Consider the following 18,862-nt stretch of genomic DNA (forward strand, 5'->3'; position numbering starts at 1 on the left):
AGAGTACTTATTTCATGTCCGACGCCCTGCAACTCATCCTCGAAGACACCGACGGCACCCAGCTGGAAACTTCCTGCACACGCTTTGCCGTCATCTGGCAGGGCAAGGAAGTGTGGATTCAGACTGCCGGCAACGGTCAGCTGCTGATCGGTGTGGATGTGGAGGAAGGCGACGCCGAATACGCCAACCTGCTGCTGCGTCCGCTGGCCACCAACCTGGTCAGCCTGCAGCTGGAAATGGAACCGGCCGAGGTCGGCGACGAAGATGACGACCATGTGCATGGTCCGGACTGCAACCACTAAGAGCCGATTCCAAGTCTGCTGCGCGTCGGCCCTGCCGCGTTAACAACAGGCTCGGAATGCTCATTTACAGATCGTAAACTCCGCTTCCTCGCCTGTTCTTGCCTTGCATGGCTCTAGCTCGCGAGACTTTGAACCGGCTCTAAGGGAATCTGCTGCCATGCTCGCCCTCGGCAAACTGCTTGAACTGACCCTGGCCGGCCGCGAGCCGACCGAGAAAATTCAGCTGACCCGCGAGGGCGCGCGCCTGCACTGGCTGGGGCTCGGGGCGCTGGAAGTGACCCCGCCGGCCAGTGTTGATAGCGGTCTCGATCTGCTGCTTTCCGCCGGTATCCACGGCAACGAAACCGCCCCAATCGAATTGCTCGATCGCCTGCTGCAACGCATTGCCTCCGGGCAGCTGATTCCGCAGGCGCGCATTCTCTTCCTGTTCGGCAATCCCGAGGCCATGCGCCGCGGCGAGCGCTATATCGAGCAGGACATCAATCGTCTGTTCAGCGGTCGCCACGAGCAGAGCAGTGGTCCGGAGGCCTTGCGTGCCAACGAGCTGGAGCGCCTGGCCGCCGCCTTCTTCAGCAAGGCCGGGCGTGCCCGTCTGCATTACGACCTGCACACCGCCATCCGTGCCTCGAAGATCGAGCAGTTCGCCCTCTATCCCTATGCGGAAGGGCGTGAGCACTCGGCCAGCGAACTGGCGCGCCTGCGTGCCGCCGGTATCGATGCGGTGCTGCTGCAGAAGAAGGTCGGCATCACCTTCAGCTCCTACACCTATGCCCACCTGCAGGCCGAGGCCTTTACCCTGGAGCTGGGCAAGGCGCGACCGTTCGGACAGAACCAGGAGGTCAACCTCGACCTGCTGGAAAAGCGCCTGCAGCAACTGATCGAGAACAACGAGCCGGCCGATGCCCAGCTCGATGGGCTGCAGCTGTTCAGCGTGGCGCGCGAGGTGATCAAGCACAGCGATGCGTTCAAGCTGAACCTGCCCAGCGACGTGGAGAACTTCAGCGAGCTGCCGGTCGGCTACCTGCTGGCCGAAGACATTGCTGGTACCCGCTGGCTGGTTGAAGAGCAGGGTGCACGGATCATCTTCCCTAATCCGAAAGTGAAGAACGGCCTGCGCGCGGGGATTCTAATCGTTCCCACCACCCTCTAAGAGCCTGTTCAAAGTTTCGCGAACTAGAGCCAGGCAAGGCGAAATCGGGCGAAGAAGCGCAGTTTACGAGTTGTAAATGAGCATTCTGAGCCCGGTTTCAACGCAGCATGGCCGACGCGCAGCAGACTTTGAGCAGGTTCTAAGCCGCTGAGCAAAACCGGCTCGTCGGTCATTTTCTGCGCGCTTCATCCAGTCGATAGCCGTTTTCTATCCTTTTTCCCTGCAAACGGGCTGTGCCTGCCGCGCGGGGCCGATATAATGCGGCCCTTTGCCGGCTTGCCGTGGCCGTCGTTTGCCTGGAAGAAATACATGAAAAGCGCAGAAATCCGTGAAGCCTTCCTCCGCTTCTTCGAAGAGAAGGGGCACACCCGTGTCGCATCCAGCTCGCTGATCCCGGCGAACGACCCGACCCTGCTGTTCACCAACGCCGGGATGAACCAGTTCAAGGACTGCTTCCTCGGCCTGGAAAAGCGCGCCTACACTCGCGCCACCACCAGCCAGAAATGCGTGCGTGCCGGCGGCAAGCACAACGACCTGGAAAACGTCGGCTACACCGCGCGCCATCACACCTTCTTCGAAATGCTGGGCAACTTCAGCTTCGGCGACTATTTCAAGCGTGACGCCATCACCTATGCCTGGGAGTTCCTGACCAGCGACAAGTGGCTGAACCTGCCGAAGGAAAAGCTCTGGGTCACCGTCTATGCCACCGACGACGAGGCCTACGACATCTGGAATAAGGAAGTCGGCATCCCGGCCGAACGGATGATCCGCATCGGCGATAACAAGGGCGCGCCGTACGCCTCCGACAACTTCTGGGCGATGGGCGATACCGGCCCGTGCGGCCCGTGCACCGAAATCTTCTTCGACCACGGCGACCACATCTGGGGCGGCCCGCCCGGCTCAAAGGAAGAAGACGGCGATCGCTACATCGAGATCTGGAACAACGTGTTCATGCAGTTCAACCGCACCGCGGACGGCGTGCTGCACGCGCTGCCGGCGCCGAGCGTGGACACCGGCATGGGCCTGGAGCGCATCAGCGCAGTGCTGCAGCACGTCAACTCGAACTACGAGATCGACCTGTTCCAGAGCCTGCTGAACGCCGCGGCCAAGGCCATCGGCTGTGCCAACGAAGCGCAGGCTTCGCTGAAAGTGGTGGCCGACCATATCCGTTCCTGCGGCTTCCTGATCGCCGACGGCGTGACCCCATCCAACGAAGGGCGCGGCTATGTGCTGCGCCGCATCATCCGTCGCGCCTGCCGCCACGGTAACAAGCTGGGCGCCAAGGGCAGCTTCTTCTACCAGATCGTTGCCGCGCTGGTTGGCGAGATGGGCGAAGCCTTCCCCGAGCTGAAACAGCAGCAGGCGCACATCGAGCGCGTGCTGAAGACCGAGGAAGAGCAGTTCGCCAAGACCTTGGAGCAGGGCCTGAAGATCCTCGAACAGGATCTGGCCGAGCTGAAAGGTAGCGTCATCCCCGGCGAAGTGATCTTCAAGCTGTACGACACCTACGGCTTCCCCATGGACCTCACCGGCGATATCGCCCGTGAGCGTGAGCTGACCCTCGACGAGGAAGGCTTCGAGCGCGAAATGGATGCCCAGCGCGAGCGCGCCCGCTCCGCCAGCGCCTTCGGCCTGGACTACAACAGCCTGGTCAAGGTCGATGTCGACACCGTGTTTACCGGTTACGCGGGCACCCAGGGTGCCGGCAAGGTCGTCGCCTTGTTCAAGGCCGGTGCCGCCGTCGACAGCCTGGGCGAGGGCGAGGAGGGCGTGATCGTCCTCGACCAGACGCCGTTCTACGCCGAATCCGGCGGCCAGGTCGGTGACACTGGTTACCTCACCGCCGCTGGCGTGCGCGTCGATGTGCGCGATACCACCAAGGCCGGTGGTGCGTTTCTGCATCACTGCATCGTCGCCCAGGGCGGCATCAAACTCGGCGCCGAGCTGCAGGCGGAGGTCGATGCCTCGGTACGCCAGGCTACTGCGCTGAACCACTCCGCGACCCACCTGCTGCACGCGGCGCTGCGCCAGATCCTCGGCGAGCACGTACAGCAGAAGGGCTCTCTGGTCGACAGCCAGCGTCTGCGCTTCGACTTCAGCCACTTCGAGGCGATCAAGCCCGAGCAGCTGAAAGCGCTGGAAGAACTGGTCAACGCCGAGATTCGCAAGAATCTGGCCGTCGAAACCATCGAGACCGATATTGAAACCGCCAAGCAGAAAGGTGCCATGGCGCTGTTCGGCGAGAAATATGGCGATGAAGTGCGCGTGCTGAGCATGGGCGACTTCTCCGTCGAGCTGTGTGGCGGTACCCACGTCTCGCGTACTGGCGACATCGGCTTGTTCAAGATCACCAGCGAAGGCGGTGTGGCCGCTGGTGTGCGCCGCATCGAGGGTGTCACGGGTGGCGCGGCACTGGCCTGGCTGAACGGCGCGGAAGAGCAGCTGAAAGAAGCTGCTGCGCTGGTCAAGGGCAGTCGCGATAACGTGCTGGACAAGCTGGCCGGCCTGATCGAGCGCAATCGTCAGCTGGAAAAAGAGCTGGAGCAGCTCAAGGCCAAGGCCGCCAGCGCGGCGGGCAATGACCTGGCCGGCTCGGCCGTCGAGGTCAAAGGCATCAAGGTTCTGGCCTCGCGTCTCGATGGTCTGGACGGTAAGGCCCTGCTGGCGATGGTCGACCAATTGAAGAACAAACTCGGCAGTGCGGTGATCCTGCTCGGCGGCGTATTCGAGGACAAGGTCGTGCTGGTCGCTGGCGTGACCCAGGACCTGACCGCCAAGCTCAAGGCCGGTGACCTGATGCGTCAGGCTGCTGCGGCTGTCGGCGGCAAGGGCGGTGGTCGTCCGGACATGGCTCAGGGTGGCGGGGTGGATGCCGGCAAACTGGACGAGGCCCTGGCCTTGGCTGCGAGCTTCGCCGAACAAGGCTTGTAAAACAGCGAAAGCCAGGCCTGCAGTGCGTCCGGCAGGCCTTGGCAGTATGACCCGATGCGGGTTTAATGGGCGCCCTTCGAGGAATCAGGCGGCTTTTTGACATGGCTTTGATCGTACAGAAGTTTGGGGGCACCTCCGTCGGCACCGTCGAGCGTATTCAGCAGGTGGCCGAGAAGGTGAAGAAGTTCCGCGCAGGCGGCGATGATATCGTCGTCGTGGTTTCCGCCATGAGTGGCGAAACCAACCGCCTGATCGAACTGGCCAGACAGGTCAGCGACGGTCAGCCGGTGCCGCGTGAACTCGACGTGATGGTTTCCACCGGTGAGCAGGTGACCATTGCCCTGCTGGCCATGGCCCTGATCAAACTGGGCGTGCCGGCGGTGTCCTACACCGGCAACCAGGTGCGCATCCTTACCGACAGCGCCCACACCAAGGCGCGTATTCTGCAGATCGATGACCAGCGCATTCGCACCGACCTCAAGGCCGGTCGCGTAGTCGTGGTTGCCGGTTTCCAGGGTGTGGACGAGGAGGGCAACATCACCACCCTCGGCCGTGGCGGCTCCGATACCACCGGCGTGGCCCTGGCCGCGGCACTGAAAGCCGACGAGTGCCAGATCTACACCGACGTCGATGGTGTCTACACCACCGACCCGCGCGTAGTGCCCAAGGCCCAGCGCCTGGACAAAATCACCTTCGAAGAGATGCTGGAAATGGCCAGCCTCGGCTCCAAGGTCCTGCAGATCCGCTCGGTGGAATTCGCCGGCAAGTACAACGTCCCGCTGCGCGTGCTGCACAGCTTCCAGGAGGGGCCAGGCACCCTCATTACCCTTGATGAAGAGGAATCCATGGAACAGCCGATCATCTCCGGCATCGCTTTCAATCGCGACGAAGCCAAGCTGACCATCCGTGGCGTGCCGGATATTCCGGGCGTGGCCTTCAAGATTCTCGGTCCGATCAGTGCCGCCAATATCGAAGTGGACATGATCGTGCAGAACGTGGCGCACGATAACACCACCGACTTCACCTTCACTGTGCACCGCAACGACTACCAGAGCGCCATGGGCGTGCTGGAAAACACCGCGCGCGAGCTGGGTGCTCGTGAGGTGATCGGCGATACCAATATCGCCAAGGTCTCCATCGTCGGTGTTGGCATGCGTTCCCATGCCGGCGTTGCCAGTCGCATGTTCGAGGCGCTGGCCAAGGAAACCATCAATATCCAGATGATCTCGACTTCGGAAATCAAGGTTTCCGTGGTGATCGAAGAGAAATACCTGGAGCTGGCGGTGCGCGCGCTGCACACTGCCTTCGAACTGGACGCTCCGGCCCGACAGGGCGAGTGATGCGTTGCCCAAAAGGCGCGGACTAGTCCGCGCCTTTTGTCTTTTTGAGTGGTGCGGCGGAACTTTCCTTTTGCCCGCACTGGTCAATACTTGAGTGAAGGTTCCGATTAGAGCTTCGCGGGGCTGCCACTATTTTATTTTCTGCAGACTTGTTGTCCTGAACTAAATCCGTGAGGAGAAAGGAATGCTGATTCTGACTCGCCGGGTCGGAGAGACCCTGATGGTCGGTGATGAAGTGACCGTCACTGTGTTAGGCGTGAAAGGTAATCAGGTGCGCATCGGCGTCAACGCTCCGAAGGAAGTTGCCGTGCACCGTGAGGAAATTTACCAACGTATTCAGAAAGAGAAGGGCGACGAACCAAGCCACTAATTTTTATCGAAATTTTGGCTTTGCAAACGGGGAAAACATGGTTATCATGCGCCCCGTGTTGCGGAGAGGTGGCCGAGTGGCCGAAGGCGCTCCCCTGCTAAGGGAGTACACCTCAAAAGGGTGTCGGGGGTTCGAATCCCCCCTTCTCCGCCATTATTTAGTGCTGTAGGCGTTAATGTTGGATGTCTACAGTGCAAGCGTTACATGCACTCATAGCTCAGCTGGATAGAGTACTCGGCTACGAACCGAGCGGTCGGAGGTTCGAATCCTCCTGAGTGCACCAAATCGGAATGGCTTGCAGCGATGCAGGCCATTTTGTTTCAGCCAGGGGTGATCTGGTTAAAAAGCGCCATTTGCACTCATAGCTCAGCTGGATAGAGTACTCGGCTACGAACCGAGCGGTCGGAGGTTCGAATCCTCCTGAGTGCACCATTTAAGAATCATGCGCAGCAATGCGGTTGATTCGGTTTCAACCAGTGGTGATCTGGTCTAAAAGCGCCGACTGCACTCATAGCTCAGCTGGATAGAGTACTCGGCTACGAACCGAGCGGTCGGAGGTTCGAATCCTCCTGAGTGCACCAAACCCCAAAAGGCCCGCATTGATGCGGGCCTTTTGCTTTTCAGCGTTTGCCCTTCACGCAGCCGCCTTCATCGAACGTCACCTGGCGTCGATTGCCATCCGTATCTGTGTACTGATAGCGGGTCTGGCCATCCTGGGTAGTGACCTTGTCCGGCTTACCCAGGCTGCTTTCCACGTCACTCTGGGTCATGCCGCTGCGCACTTGCTGGCGGATAATGGCGTTGCGCCGCTCGCTGCCAGTAACTCGATTGCCGCAGCCGTCCTGCGTCTCGCCTGTGACGAGCACCTGCATGCCGTTGTTTTTATCACTCTTGCTGCTCTGGCTCTTGCTGGTCTTGGCCAGTGGTACCGGCTTGCCCTGGCCTGGCGTTTGGTTGTCGGCACTCTGCAGGGCTTGGCTGGCATCTAGTGGGCAGCCGTTGCGGGTGTAGGTGATATGGCCGCTGGCATCCTCGCAGCGAAATACGGTCGAGGCGAGTGTGGTCTGGCTTGAGTAGAGCAGGGTTGCGCAAAATCCTGCGCATATCAGTCGTAGCATAAGGCGTCCTCCATGACGTTCCTGGCCAAGCCTAGTCGCGGCTGCGTAATGCGCCAGTGGTGTCTTGTGATGCGCTGCAAACGTCAGAGCCAAGCCTGTAATCACCGCTGAGGTATGTGATGCAAGCGCTTGTTCTTACCGTGATTTTGTCGCGTCCCGGGCTGGTTGGAGTGCTATCATTGCCTTGTCAGCCCCGCCGGGGCTTGTGGAATCCCACCATGGACTTACCCAGTAGTTACTCAACACCTCGATTGCCCAATCGCGAATTGACTGATTGATCCCCGTGGCGTGCTCTGCTGCTGGGGTGGAGCGCGCCATATGACTGAAGTAGAAGCCAAAAAGCCGCAAGAGAGCATGCAGGACCGCCTGGCGCAGGTGGTTGATCTGCTGCATCGGCACAAGCTGGTCGAAGGCCTGGCGCATCGCCAGGAAGGCCAGCACCGGGACCTGGTGGAAAACCTGGTCCATCGGCAAAACCTCGCCGAGTTGCAGCGCAAGCTCGATGAGCTGCACTCGGCCGACGTCGCCCATATCCTTGAAGCCCTGCCGCTCGCTGAGCGCCTGACCGTCTGGCAGCTGGTCAAAGCTGAGCGCGACGGCGACATCCTCCTCGAAGTTTCCGATGCCGTCCGTGAGTCGCTGATTGCGGACATGGATGATCACGAGATCCTCGCGGCTGCCCGCGAAATGGATGCGGACGAGCTGGCCGATCTGGCGCCCGAGCTGCCGCGTGATGTCGTGCTCGAACTGATGGAGTCCCTTGATGCACAGCAGCGCGAGCGTGTGCGCTCGGCGTTGTCCTACGAGGAGGATCAGGTCGGTGCATTGATGGACTTCGAGATGGTCACCATCCGCGAGGATGTCAGTCTCGAAGTGGTGCTGCGTTATCTGCGGCGCCTCAAGGAGCTGCCTGGGCATACCGACAAACTATTCGTGGTCGACTATGACGGCATCCTCAAGGGTGTGCTGCCAATCAAGCGCCTACTGGTCAATGACCCGGACAAACAGGTCGGCGAGATCATGGCCAGCGACCCCGTCAGTTTTGGTCCGGATGAGGATGCTTATGATGCGGCGCAGGCTTTCGAGCGTTACGACCTGGTTTCTGCGCCCGTAGTCGATGGCTCTGGCAAGTTGATCGGTCGACTGACCATCGACGAGATGGTCGACCTTATCCGTGAGGAGAGTGAGACCGAAGTCCTCAATATGGCCGGTCTGCGCGAAGAAGAAGACCTGTTCGCATCGGTGTGGAAGTCACTGGGCAACCGCTGGTCCTGGCTGGCGATCAACCTGATCACCGCCTTTGTCGCCTCGCGGGTGATCGGCCTGTTCGAGGGTTCGATCGAGAAGCTGGTGGCGCTGGCCGCGCTGATGCCGATTGTGGCGGGTATCGGGGGCAACTCAGGCAATCAGACCATCACCATGATCGTGCGCGCCATGGCGCTGGATCAGATCGGCACCGGCAATACCTCGCGCCTGGTGCGCAAGGAATTGGGGGTGGCGCTGGTCAATGGCCTGGTCTGGGGCGGGGTGATCGGTGTGGTGGCTTTCCTGTTGTATGACAGCTGGTCTCTGGGCGTGGTGATGACCGGGGCGATGACGCTCAATCTGCTCCTGGCGGCGCTGATGGGTGTGCTGATTCCGATGACGCTGGTACGCATGGGGCGCGATCCGGCCATGGGTGCCAGTGTGATGATCACGGCGATGACCGACAGTGGCGGCTTCTTCATCTTCCTGGGCTTGGCCACTATTTTTCTGCTGTAGCCCGTCGCAATAAAAAAGCCGCCTACGGGCGGCTTTTTCACGGGCATGAAAAAGCCGGCGATCAAGCCGGCTTTTTCGGTTTATGGCTTATGCCTGTTCGGCAGCCAACTCAGCATCGTGGGCGATCAGGGCAACCAGGGCATTCTGCTGGCGGTGCGACAGCTGACGGAAACGCTGCAGCAGTTCGCGCTCGTGCAGGGAAAGCTCTGGGCTGTCCAGGCGTAAGCCTTGGTCATCTCCCAATACGCCTTCCTGCAGCAGAGTCTGCTCCAGGCGGGCGATGATTTCCGAGTTCATGCTGCGATGATGGTTGCGCGCCACGTCAGCGATGCGCTCGCGCATGCCGTCGGGGAGGCGAACCACAAACTTGTCAGCCGTACGGCTGGAATAGATAGCTTGTTTCATAGGGCGCATACATTAAACCGGTTAGTTCAGGAAAGCGATGCTGGCATTGGGCTATGCGATTGTTACTGCTATGACTGCGTTTGGCACTAGCCGTTCACCGGTTGCATCGACATTTCGTTAGTGGGCCGAGTATTTGACGCCAATTACGTGTCGGATTTTGCCCCCTGATGCAGGCTCATTGCCAGCACCAGTTGTCTGAAATGCGTGCCACTATGCAAAACGATCGTACCAGTATCCCCAGGTGCTCTGGCTAGAGCGGGGCTTTCAGGTTGAGGGCAAGGCTAATTCCATGTTGCTCGAAGCCCAGGCTCCGATAGAAGTGATGGGCAGCCTGGCGCGATGCCGCGCTCGATAATCCCACTTTGTAGCAATCCCAGAGGTTTGCCTGGTCGATGGCGTGGAGCATCAAGGCTCTGCCTATCCCGCGCCCGCGTTGTGCGCTGTCTACCACCATGTCCTCGATGATCGCCGAGCGGGCGAAGCCATGGGCAAGGTGTTCGATCAGGTGCAGCGTGCAGGTTCCCAGCAGCAGGTTATCCCGTTCTGCCACCAGAACTTCGCGGTTGGCTCTTGGGCTCAGTTGCCGTGCAAGGCTGACGCTGTCTGCCGCCTGCTCATCGTGGCCGAGTTGTTTGAGCAAACTGGCCAGTTGCTGGGCGTCGTCGGGGCGGGCGCGGCGAATTTTAAGATTGCAGTCCGTGGTTTTGCCGGGGGAGGAATGACTCGGCATGCTGGATACCGCGCTGATGAGTAAAACAGGGTGTACGGCATGACAAATTCAGGCATGCCCGTTAACATGCGGGCCCGTCAGAGGTGGCTCAGCTTGCCGCTTCTTGCAGGTCCCAGTAGCTCAATTGGATAGAGCATCCCCCTCCTAAGGGGAAGGTTGGTGGTTCGAACCCACTCTGGGACGCCATTTGCTCAGCGGCTGCAGAATCTGTGTTGATGATTCGGGCCGGTTTTGCCAATTTCTTCTTTTTCTCTGCGCGCGCTGATCCAGCCTCTACAGGCATTTTTCTGTTCGACGATCCGTGTCCGGCTGCCTCAGGCATCCCGCAGGAGGTCGTGGGCGTTGAGCAGCTCGTAGGCGATCTCCGGATGTTTTTCCAGACCACGCCGAATTGCAGCCGGGATCGACTGGCGGGTTTTGCGGCACAGCCCAGGTAGTTCATCGAGCCTGATCGCAATACCGCGCATGCTGCGGACTTCATTGAAGCCGGGCGCAATCTCCAAGCGAATGCCTAGCTGTTCATGGAGGCGCCGCTGCATGTGCTCGAGATCGTTCAGATCGGCAATGTTTTCCAGCCGATCGAGCAGGCGCTTCTCCTCCGTGCGGGTCAGAAGCAGGATGCGCAGATCGGCGCCGGGTTTATCCAGCAGATCGTCACGTCCGCAGTTGCAGGCACCGGGCGGACAGGGTTGGCGGACTTGGACAGGGGAAGTCATGGTGTCCGATCATAGCCATGCGGTGGCACGCTTGCCTATCGGCGTGGTGGCGCTGCTGGTCAGGTATTCTCGGTGCTATCGCCATTAATCCAGTGAAGCGCCCCGACAGCATGAGGCCCTATGCCGAGAACAACTGATCAGGAAATGGTCTGCGGCGACCTGTTCGATTCCCCGCTGGGGCCGATGCTGGCTTTGTTGAATGAGCAGGGCGCGTTGTTGCGTCTGGATTTTTTGCCTGACGAGCATGTGCCTGCGCAGTGGCATGGTTATACCTGGCAGCGCGATACGGCGGCGGTGGCCGCAGTGGCCCGGCAACTCGACGAATACTTCGCCGGTCAGCGCCGGGTTTTCGATCTGCCCTTGGCGCCGCGTGGCACGCCTTATCAGCATGAGGCCTGGCGCCATCTGCGCCAGGTGCCTTATGGCGTCACCCTGACCTATGCCGAGCTGGGTATGCGATTGCTGCCACACAAGACTTCGGCGCGGGCCATCGGCCGGGCCAATGCGCTCAATCCGATCTCGATCATTGTGCCGTGCCACCGCATCATCGGTGCCGATGGCAGCCTGACCGGCTATGCCGGCGGTCTGCAGCGCAAGCTGGCCCTGCTCGAGCTGGAAGGTGTGCCGATCACGCGACAGCAGTCACTCATGCTTTAGCGTTGTGCCACCAGGCAGTGAAATGTATGGGCGGGGCTGAAACGAAAAAACCGGCCACTGGGGGCCGGTTTTCGGAGTAGATCACTCGCTGAGTTTTCTACTTTCGGGAATTTGGTCGGAGCGACAGGATTCGAACCTGCGACCTTCTCGTCCCGAACGAGACGCGCTACCAAGCTGCGCTACGCTCCGTTCAATGGCGCGCATTGTACCGAAAAGGTTTTGCTGCACAAGGGGTTAGCGCGAACATTTTTGTTCCCGCAGTGGTTGCTCAGGTCCTTGAACAGCCACTGCGGGAGCGGGGTGAAGGCTCACAGTTCCTTGACGCTGAGTACCTCGTCCTTGTTGATTCTGGCCGGCTTGCCGTCGAGCTGTTCGAACTCGTAGAAACCCGCCTCGTCGTCATATTCCGGCGCGTCCACGGTCTGGATTTCGCGGCCGTCATTCAGGGTGATCACGCTGGGCGTGGCACAGCCGACCAGGGTGCTGAGGCCGAGGGTGATAAACAGGCTGGCAAGGATTTGTCGAGTCATGGGGTTCTCCCGTCTTTTCAGGTGGGTACCCGGTTTCTGACGGGGCGGTGCTGGGCAAGTTCCGCAAAAAAGTGCCTGTCAGCCTCGCGGTGCGCTCGCCGCTAATAGCTCGGGGGTGTTCAGATTGGCCAGGCGCGGATCGTCTTCGCCGCAGTCGAAGGCCTGGGCGCCGAGCTGCAGCAACAGGCGCCGCGGGCTGCGCTCGCCGGCTTGCCAGGCCTGTTCGATGGCATCGGCGAGGCTGCGTGGCAGCAGGCAGAACAATGGTTCCCACTGCTCGCCACGACGGATCAGCAATGGCTTGTCCGGCTGTTCGGCGGCGCGGGCGCGCATGGCCTGCAGCAGGGCGGCATCGATCAGTGGGGCATCGCAGGGCAGGACCAGCAGCCAGGGTTGGCGGGCGGCCTGGAGACCGGCACGGATGCCGGCTAGCGGGCCGGGGAATTCGCCGTCGTCATCCGCAACCAACTGATCGGCGTAGGCCGCGTAGCGCTCGGCGTTGCGGTTGCAGGAGATGATCAGGTCGTCGCTCAGCGGGCGCACCACGGCGTGCAGATGGGCGATCAACGGTTGCCCGCACCAGTCCAGCAGGCCCTTGTCCTGGCCGCCCATGCGCTGCCCGCGACCGCCGGCGAGGAGCAGGATGGAGCAGGCGGGAAGGGGGCTGGAGTCGGTCATGGCGGTGCTCTGGCTGGGGCCTGTGATATAACACCGGCCTGTTTTCGCCACAACCGGATTGCGCCATGAGCCACAAGGCCGAGGCGGCATTCGTGCCGCTGAATATCGCCGTTTTGACCGTCAGTGATACCCGCAGCTTGGAGACCGATACCTCGGGCCAGCTGTTCGTCGATCGCCTCAGCGCCGCCGGGCACACCCTGGCCGCGCGGGTGCTGCTGAAGGATGACCTGTACAAGATCCGCGCCCAGGTCGCCAGCTGGATCGCCGAGGATCAGGTGCAGGTGGTGCTGATCACCGGCGGCACCGGCTTCACCGGCCGCGACAGCACTCCGGAAGCCGTGCGCTGCCTGCTGGACAAGCAGGTGGATGGTTTCGGCGAGCTGTTCCGGCAGATTTCCGTGGCCGATATCGGCACCTCCACCATCCAGTCGCGCGCCCTGGCCGGCCTGGCCAACGGCACCCTGGTGTGCTGCCTGCCGGGTTCGACCAATGCCTGCCGCACCGCCTGGGACGGCATCCTCGCCGAGCAACTGGACAACCGTCACCGGCCCTGCAACTTCGTGCCGCACCTCAAAGCGGTCGGGGCCTGCGAGAGCCGCGGATGAGCCTGTTGCCGGTCGAGGACGCCCTGGCGCGCCTGCTGGCCCAGGCTGCGGCGGCGCCGATTGGCGAGTGCGAGAACGTGCCCTTGGTCGATGCCGATGGCCGCGTACTGGCCGAGGCGCTGGTCGCTACTCTGGACCTGCCGCCATGGCCGAACAGCGCCATGGACGGCTATGCCCTGCGCCTGGCCGATTGCAGCGGTGAGCCGTTGCCGGTCAGCCAGCGCATCCTCGCCGGCCAGGCGCCCGCGTCGCTGCAGCCGGGAACCTGTGCCCGAATCTTTACCGGCGCACCGATGCCGGCCGGGGCCGACTGCGTGGAGATGCAGGAAAACGCCGAAGTGCTGGCCGATGGCCGAGTGCGTTTCAGCGAGCCACTACGGGCGGGGCAGAACGTGCGGCCGCAGGGCCAGGAAACCCGCGCCGGCGAGCAAGTGCTGGCAGCCGGCACGCGCCTGGGCCCGGTCGAACTGGGCCTGGCCGCTTCCCTTGGCCGTGCCGAGCTGGCGGTGCGGCGCCGACTGCGGGTCGCGGTGCTGTCCACCGGCGACGAGCTGATCGAGCCTGGCCTGCCGCTGGGCCCGGGGCAGATCTACAACAGCAATCGCAGCCTGCTGTGCGCCTGGTTGCGCCGCCTCGGTTGCGCGGTGGTGGATGCCGGCATCCTCGCCGACGACCTGCAGCGCACCCGTGATGCCCTGACGGCGCTGGCCGATGTCGACCTGATCCTGTCCACCGGCGGGGTGTCGGTGGGTGAGGCGGATTTCCTCGGCCAGGTGCTGCAGGAAGACGGCGAGCTGACTTTGTGGAAGCTGGCGATCAAGCCGGGCAAGCCGCTGACCTGCGGCCACTACCGCGGTGTGCCAGTGATCGGCCTGCCCGGTAATCCGGCCTCGACCCTGGTCACTTTCGGCCTGCTGGCGCGCCCCTATCTGCTACGGCGCCTGGGTGTGGTCGAGGTCGAGCCGCTGGCCATCCAGGTGCCGGCCGGTTTCGTCTGGAGCAAGGCCGGCAAGCGTCGCGAATACCTGCGCGCGCGCCTCGAAGGCGGCCGCGCGGTGCTCTATCCGAACCAGAGTTCCGGCGTGCTGCGCAGCGCCGCCTGGGCCGATGGCCTGGTGGAAGTGCTGGAAGACAGGACTTATGCCGAAGGCGAGCTGCTGCGCTTTATTCCGCTGTGCGAGCTGCTGGGGTAGGGCGGGCGCAGCCTGCGACTTGCCCCGCGCTACAGCGGATTGCCCTTGTGCCGTTCGCGGTACTCGCCCGGGGTCATGCCGGTGCGCGCCTTGAAGCTGCGGTGCAGCGAGCGCGCCTCGGTAAAGCCCAGGTAGCTGGCGATATCCTCGATCGCCAGGTCGCTGCGCAGCAGGTAGTGCTCGGCCAGTTCCTGGCGCAGCTGGTCGAGGATTTCCTGGTAGCTGGTGCCGGCGTTCTGCAAATGGCGCTGCAGGGTGCGCACGGTCATGTGGAACTTCTCGGCGACCTTTTCCTTGCGCGGCAAACCGTCCTTGAGCAGCAGGCGCAGGGCGTTCTTTACCCGTTGCGGCAGCGGCTCGTTGTCGTCCAGGCCGGCCATCAGGGTCAGCGCGTGTTCTTCCAGGGTGCGCAGCAGGTTGGCATCGGCCTGGCGCAGGGGGATGGCCAGGTAATCCATGGGTACCAGCAGGGCGTTGCAGGCCTGCTCGAACAGCACCGGGCAGCCAAACACCGCTTCGTAATCGGCCTGGGTGGTGCCGTCGGGGCGGGCGTGCTCCATCCACACCTCACGCGGCGACTTGTCCATGTCGGCGATCCAGCGCGCATAGAGCATCCACGACGCGAGGACACCCTCGACCATGTGCCGACGAATGTCCGGGCGTTCGTGGCGGCAGTTCCAGACCAGCTTGACGTGGTCGCCTGCGGCCAGCAGCTGGCTGGTGCCCATGTCGCCGACCAGTTTCTCGTAGGGCACGATGCGGCTCATGGCTTCGCCCAGGGTGGCGCAGTTCATGGTGATGTAGCCGAGCACGCTCCAGTAGCCGGGCTGCACGAACTGCGCCGAACGCAGGCCGAACAGCGGGTCGCCGGAGACTTCCAGCAGGTGGCTGAGCAGGCGCTCGTGCAGCTCGCTGGGGATGCGCTTGCCGTTGTCGGCCAGGTCTTCGGCGCTGATGCCGACGGCGGTGCGCACGGCTTCCACGTCCAGGCCGAGGCGCTCGGCATGGCGCAGGTATTTGATCAGGGCGGGAACCGAGGTATAGCCAAGGGTCAGCATGGTTCTTGTTGTTCTGCTTGTCTTGATTGGCGATAACCGCTGTCCCGATCTGACAGTGACCGGATGACGCGGCCGGCTAGTATAGGCACCCATCGATGGTCAGCGGAACACACAGGGGAGCGGCAGATGCGACGTTGGAACGGATGGGGTGACGAGGCCACGCAGGTGGTGCTGCCGGCTAATGGCGGCGCCTTCCTTGAGGCGCGGGTCGGCACGGGCCAGGCGCTGGCCGATGCCAGCCTGGCGCAGGTGCTGGCCCAGGTGCCGGTGTCGCGTCTGCTCGCTCGCCATCCGCTGGTCTGCCTGGACGCCGAGGTGCGTGTGCGGCATGCCCGTGGGCAGAGCCTGCCGGACTGGCTGGCCATGCGCTCCGGCGACTTCGGCGTGTTCCCCGATGGCGTGGCCCTGCCGGAAACGCCGGCGCAGATCCGCGAGCTGCTGGCCTGGGCCCGCCAGCACGACGTGATCCTGATCCCCTATGGCGGTGGCACCTCGGTGGCCGGGCATATCAACCCGGTCGAGTCCGAGAAACCGGTGCTGACCCTGTCGCTGGAGCGCATGACCCAGTTGCTCGACCTCGACGAGAGCAGCCTGATCGCCACCTTCGCCCCCGGCGCCAACGGGCCGCAGGTGGAGGCGCAACTGCGCGCCCGCGGCTACACCCTCGGTCACTTCCCGCAGTCCTGGGAACTGTCGACTCTCGGCGGCTGGGTCGCCAGTCGTTCCAGTGGTCAGCAGTCGCTGCGCTACGGACGCATCGAGCAGCTGTTCGCCGGCGGCAAGGTCGAGACTTTTGCCGGCACCCTGGAGATCCCGACCTTCCCGGCCTCGGCCGCCGGTCCCGACCTGCGCGAGCTGATCCTCGGTTCGGAAGGGCGCTTCGGGGTGATCTCCGAGGTCAAGGTGCGGGTCACCAAACTGGCCGAGCAGGAGAAGTTCTTTGCCGTGTTCCTGCCCAGCTGGCAGCAGGCCCTGGCCGGCATCCGTGCCCTGGTGCAGGCGCGCGTGCCGCTGTCGATGCTGCGCCTGTCCAACGCCATCGAGACCGAGACCCAGCTGGCCCTGGCCGGCCACCCCGAGCAGATCGCCTGGCTGGAAAAATACCTGGCCCTGCGTGGCGCCCGTGCCGGCAAGTGCATGCTGACCTTCGGCGTCACCGGCAACCGCGCGCAGAACGCGCTCTCGGTGAAACAGGCCAAGCGCCTGCTCAAGGGGTTCGGCGGGGTGTTCACCGGCACTCTGCTGGGCAAGAAGTGGGCGGAAAACCGCTTCCGTTTCCCCTACCTGCGGCATGGCCTGTGGGAGGCCGGTTATGCGGTGGACACCCTGGAAACCGCCACCGACTGGAGCAACGTCGACAACCTGCTGAACAAGGTCGAGGACAGCCTGCGCCATGGCTTGAGCGAGGAGGGCGAGCGGGTGCACGTGTTCACTCACCTGTCGCATGTCTACGGCCAGGGTTCGAGCATCTACACCACCTACGTGTTCCGTCCCGGCAGCAGCTACGGCGAGACCCTGGCGCGCTGGAGCAAGCTCAAGCAGGCGGCCAGCCGGACGATTGCCGACAACCGCGGCACCATCAGCCACCAGCATGGTGTCGGTCGTGACCATGCACCGTACCTACAGGCGGAGAAGGGCGCGCTGGGTATCGCCGCGCTGAGGAGCATGGCGCAGCATTTTGACCCGGATGGGCGCCTGGCTCCCGGCGTGCTGTTGGAAGACTGAATATGGCCTGGAACGCCGCCTGGCGTGAGGCGGCGCTGCCCGAACTGGCGGCGCGCGACTGGGACCTGATCGTCGTCGGTGGCGGCATCAGCGGCGCCGGCATCCTCCGTGAGGCGGCGCGGCGCGGCTGGAAATGCCTGCTGCTGGAACAGCGCGACTTCGCCTGGGGCACCTCCAGTCGTTCCTCGAAGATGGTGCATGGCGGCCTGCGCTATATCGCCAAGGGCCAGCTCGGCCTGACCCGCGACTCGGTGCGCGAGCGCCAGCGCCTGCTCGGCGAGGCGCCGGGGCTGGTGGATGCTCTGCCGTTCCTGTTCCCCCATTACCGCGGGCAGTTTCCCGGGCCCAAGGTCTTCGGTGGGCTGCTCGGTGTTTATGACGCCCTGGCCGGCCAGCGCCTGCACCGTTATCAGCCACTGCGCGAGCTGCGCTTTCTCGCTCCCGGTTTGCAGGACGAGCAACTGCTGGGTGCCACCCAGTTCACTGATGCGGTGACCGACGATGCGCGTCTGGTCATGCGCGTGCTGGGCGAGGCGCGAGCCGAGGGTGGCGAGGCGCTGAACGGTCTGCGGGTGGTCCAACTGACTCGCGACAATGGCCGGGTAGTCGGGCTGCAGGCCGAGGACAGCGAGTCCGGCCAGCGCTACGCCTTGCGTGCCCGCGTGGTGGCCCAGGCCACAGGTGCCTGGGCCGATGAGCTGCGCCACCGGGATGGCCTCGAACATATCCGCCCGCTACGTGGCAGCCACCTGCTGCTGCCGGCCTGGCGCCTGCCGGTGGCGCAGGCGATCAGCTTTATGCACGGCCAGGATCAACGCCCGGTATTCGTCTTCCCCTGGGAAGGTGCCACGGTGATCGGTACCACCGATCTTGACCATGACGAGGCGCTGAACCGCGATGCGCGTATCACCCGCGAGGAGGTCGATTATCTGCTGGCCGCCTGTGCCCAGGTCTTCCCCGCGGCCGGCATCGCACGGGACGATGTGCTGTCGAGCTGGGCCGGGGTGCGGCCGGTGGTCAGTGCAGACGCGGCACCCACCAGCAAACCATCGGACGAGAAGCGCGAACACGCCCTGTGGATCGAGCCCGGCTGCGTGACCCTGGCTGGCGGCAAGCTGACCACCTTCCGCCTGCTGGCCCTGGAGGTGCTGCGCGCCTGCGCGCCCTTTGCCGGCAAGACGGTCGAGGATGTCGGGCAGCCGGTGTTTCAGCGGCCAGCGCCGCTGCTGCTGCCGGGCCTGAGTGCGACCCAGCAGCGCCGCCTGGCCGGCCGCCATGGCCTGGCGCTGCCATGTCTGGCGGCATTGCTGGACGAGCTGGGTAACGCACGCATCGGCGCCAGCGACACCCTGTGGGCCGAATTGGTCCAGGCCTGCGACGACGAGCTGGTGTTGCACCTGGACGACCTGTTGCTGCGCCGCACGCGCATCGGCTTGCTCCTGGCCGCAGGTGCCGCCGCCGAGCTGCCGCGTATCCGTGCCCTGTGCCAACCGCGCCTGGGCTGGAGCGATGCGCGCTGGGACACCGAACAACAACGCTATCTGGAGCTGTGGCGCCGTTGCTACAGCCTGCCGTGACCTGCCGTGGAAACCG

18 protein-coding genes and 6 tRNA genes are annotated in these 18,862 nt (G+C 63.2%); 16 read left to right on the forward strand and 8 right to left on the reverse strand.

Annotated elements, in window-relative coordinates; translation table 11 throughout:
* The first annotated feature begins 14 nt into the window (after positions 1 to 14).
* From LRS11_RS13275 to LRS11_RS13315, 9 genes are all read left to right on the forward strand, one after another.
* Positions 15 to 302, forward strand: coding sequence for a topoisomerase II (locus LRS11_RS13275; protein ID WP_160490414.1), 288 nt, complete (start codon positions 15 to 17; stop codon positions 300 to 302).
* 157 nt (positions 303 to 459) lie between these two features.
* Complete coding sequence (astE, locus tag LRS11_RS13280) at positions 460 to 1,452, forward strand: succinylglutamate desuccinylase (protein ID WP_260493453.1); 993 nt, start codon at positions 460 to 462, stop codon at positions 1,450 to 1,452.
* Positions 1,453 to 1,761: 309 nt separating this feature from the next.
* Complete coding sequence (alaS, locus tag LRS11_RS13285) at positions 1,762 to 4,383, forward strand: alanine--tRNA ligase (RefSeq protein ID WP_260493454.1); 2,622 nt, start codon at positions 1,762 to 1,764, stop codon at positions 4,381 to 4,383.
* 101 nt (positions 4,384 to 4,484) lie between these two features.
* A complete protein-coding gene (locus LRS11_RS13290; protein ID WP_260493455.1) occupies positions 4,485 to 5,723 on the forward strand; it encodes an aspartate kinase in 1,239 nt (412 codons plus the stop codon).
* Positions 5,724 to 5,907: 184 nt separating this feature from the next.
* Positions 5,908 to 6,093 carry a carbon storage regulator CsrA gene (gene csrA, locus LRS11_RS13295; protein ID WP_069517029.1) on the forward strand — a complete coding sequence of 62 codons (186 nt, stop codon included), beginning with the start codon at positions 5,908 to 5,910 and terminating at the stop codon, positions 6,091 to 6,093.
* A 62-nt stretch (positions 6,094 to 6,155) separates the two neighbouring features.
* A tRNA-Ser gene (locus LRS11_RS13300) sits at positions 6,156 to 6,246 on the forward strand.
* A 53-nt stretch (positions 6,247 to 6,299) separates the two neighbouring features.
* A tRNA-Arg gene (locus LRS11_RS13305) sits at positions 6,300 to 6,376 on the forward strand.
* Between the two features lie 72 nt (positions 6,377 to 6,448).
* Positions 6,449 to 6,525, forward strand: a tRNA-Arg gene (locus LRS11_RS13310).
* 72 nt (positions 6,526 to 6,597) lie between these two features.
* Positions 6,598 to 6,674, forward strand: a tRNA-Arg gene (locus tag LRS11_RS13315).
* 39 nt (positions 6,675 to 6,713) lie between these two features.
* Here the strand turns inward: LRS11_RS13315 and LRS11_RS13320 are convergent.
* Entirely contained in the window at positions 6,714 to 7,211 is a 498-nt protein-coding gene (locus LRS11_RS13320) for an outer membrane protein assembly factor BamE (RefSeq protein WP_260493456.1), read from the reverse strand.
* A gap of 318 nt (positions 7,212 to 7,529) precedes the next feature.
* On the opposite strand from LRS11_RS13320, the gene mgtE reads away from it, so the two are divergent.
* A complete protein-coding gene (mgtE, locus tag LRS11_RS13325) occupies positions 7,530 to 8,972 on the forward strand; it encodes a magnesium transporter (protein ID WP_260493457.1) in 1,443 nt (480 codons plus the stop codon).
* A gap of 87 nt (positions 8,973 to 9,059) precedes the next feature.
* On the opposite strand, the gene LRS11_RS13330 is transcribed toward mgtE, so the two are convergent.
* Together LRS11_RS13330 and LRS11_RS13335 are read right to left on the reverse strand one after the other, a co-directional pair.
* Positions 9,060 to 9,386 carry an Arc family DNA-binding protein gene (locus tag LRS11_RS13330; RefSeq protein WP_182834707.1) on the reverse strand — a complete coding sequence of 109 codons (327 nt, stop codon included), beginning with the start codon at positions 9,384 to 9,386 and terminating at the stop codon, positions 9,060 to 9,062.
* Positions 9,387 to 9,627: 241 nt separating this feature from the next.
* On the reverse strand, positions 9,628 to 10,107 hold the full coding sequence (locus LRS11_RS13335; protein ID WP_260493458.1) for a GNAT family N-acetyltransferase: 480 nt from the start codon (positions 10,105 to 10,107) through the stop codon (positions 9,628 to 9,630).
* A gap of 109 nt (positions 10,108 to 10,216) precedes the next feature.
* Between LRS11_RS13335 and LRS11_RS13340 the strand changes: the two genes are divergently transcribed.
* Positions 10,217 to 10,293: transfer RNA gene (locus tag LRS11_RS13340), tRNA-Arg, on the forward strand.
* A gap of 128 nt (positions 10,294 to 10,421) precedes the next feature.
* On the opposite strand, the gene LRS11_RS13345 is transcribed toward LRS11_RS13340, so the two are convergent.
* A complete protein-coding gene (locus tag LRS11_RS13345; RefSeq protein ID WP_260493459.1) occupies positions 10,422 to 10,823 on the reverse strand; it encodes a hypothetical protein in 402 nt (133 codons plus the stop codon).
* A 120-nt stretch (positions 10,824 to 10,943) separates the two neighbouring features.
* On the opposite strand from LRS11_RS13345, the gene LRS11_RS13350 reads away from it, so the two are divergent.
* The gene (locus tag LRS11_RS13350; RefSeq protein WP_260493460.1) at positions 10,944 to 11,480 is read left to right on the forward strand and encodes a methylated-DNA--[protein]-cysteine S-methyltransferase; all 537 of its coding nucleotides are present in this window, start codon (positions 10,944 to 10,946) and stop codon (positions 11,478 to 11,480) included.
* Between the two features lie 112 nt (positions 11,481 to 11,592).
* On the opposite strand, the gene LRS11_RS13355 is transcribed toward LRS11_RS13350, so the two are convergent.
* The 3 genes from LRS11_RS13355 to mobA all read right to left on the reverse strand — a co-directional run bounded on the left by LRS11_RS13355 (position 11,593) and on the right by mobA (position 12,688).
* A tRNA-Pro gene (locus tag LRS11_RS13355) sits at positions 11,593 to 11,669 on the reverse strand.
* Between the two features lie 119 nt (positions 11,670 to 11,788).
* Positions 11,789 to 12,010 carry a YgdI/YgdR family lipoprotein gene (locus LRS11_RS13360; RefSeq protein WP_260493461.1) on the reverse strand — a complete coding sequence of 74 codons (222 nt, stop codon included), beginning with the start codon at positions 12,008 to 12,010 and terminating at the stop codon, positions 11,789 to 11,791.
* Positions 12,011 to 12,088: 78 nt separating this feature from the next.
* Positions 12,089 to 12,688 (reverse strand): molybdenum cofactor guanylyltransferase MobA, encoded by a 600-nt coding sequence (gene mobA, locus LRS11_RS13365; RefSeq protein WP_260493462.1) that lies wholly within the window; start codon positions 12,686 to 12,688, stop codon positions 12,089 to 12,091.
* A 65-nt stretch (positions 12,689 to 12,753) separates the two neighbouring features.
* Between mobA and moaB the strand changes: the two genes are divergently transcribed.
* On the forward strand, positions 12,754 to 13,293 hold the full coding sequence (gene moaB, locus LRS11_RS13370) for a molybdenum cofactor biosynthesis protein B (protein WP_260493463.1): 540 nt from the start codon (positions 12,754 to 12,756) through the stop codon (positions 13,291 to 13,293).
* Positions 13,290 to 14,486: a gephyrin-like molybdotransferase Glp gene (glp, locus tag LRS11_RS13375; RefSeq protein WP_260493464.1), complete on the forward strand. Its 1,197-nt coding sequence runs from the start codon at positions 13,290 to 13,292 to the stop codon at positions 14,484 to 14,486. Before moaB ends, glp begins: the two co-directional genes overlap by 4 nt.
* A 29-nt stretch (positions 14,487 to 14,515) precedes the next feature.
* Here glp and LRS11_RS13380 read toward each other — a convergent pair whose 3' ends face one another.
* The gene (locus LRS11_RS13380; RefSeq protein WP_260493465.1) at positions 14,516 to 15,544 is read right to left on the reverse strand and encodes an AraC family transcriptional regulator; all 1,029 of its coding nucleotides are present in this window, start codon (positions 15,542 to 15,544) and stop codon (positions 14,516 to 14,518) included.
* A gap of 126 nt (positions 15,545 to 15,670) precedes the next feature.
* Between LRS11_RS13380 and LRS11_RS13385 the strand changes: the two genes are divergently transcribed.
* Positions 15,671 to 17,269: an FAD-binding oxidoreductase gene (locus tag LRS11_RS13385; protein ID WP_260493466.1), complete on the forward strand. Its 1,599-nt coding sequence runs from the start codon at positions 15,671 to 15,673 to the stop codon at positions 17,267 to 17,269.
* Positions 17,270 to 17,271: 2 nt separating this feature from the next.
* Positions 17,272 to 18,846: a glycerol-3-phosphate dehydrogenase/oxidase gene (locus LRS11_RS13390; RefSeq protein ID WP_260493467.1), complete on the forward strand. Its 1,575-nt coding sequence runs from the start codon at positions 17,272 to 17,274 to the stop codon at positions 18,844 to 18,846.
* Positions 18,847 to 18,862 lie beyond the last annotated feature (16 nt).

The organism is Pseudomonas sp. J452 (assembly GCF_024666525.1).
In the GTDB taxonomy this organism is placed as follows: domain Bacteria; phylum Pseudomonadota; class Gammaproteobacteria; order Pseudomonadales; family Pseudomonadaceae; genus Aquipseudomonas.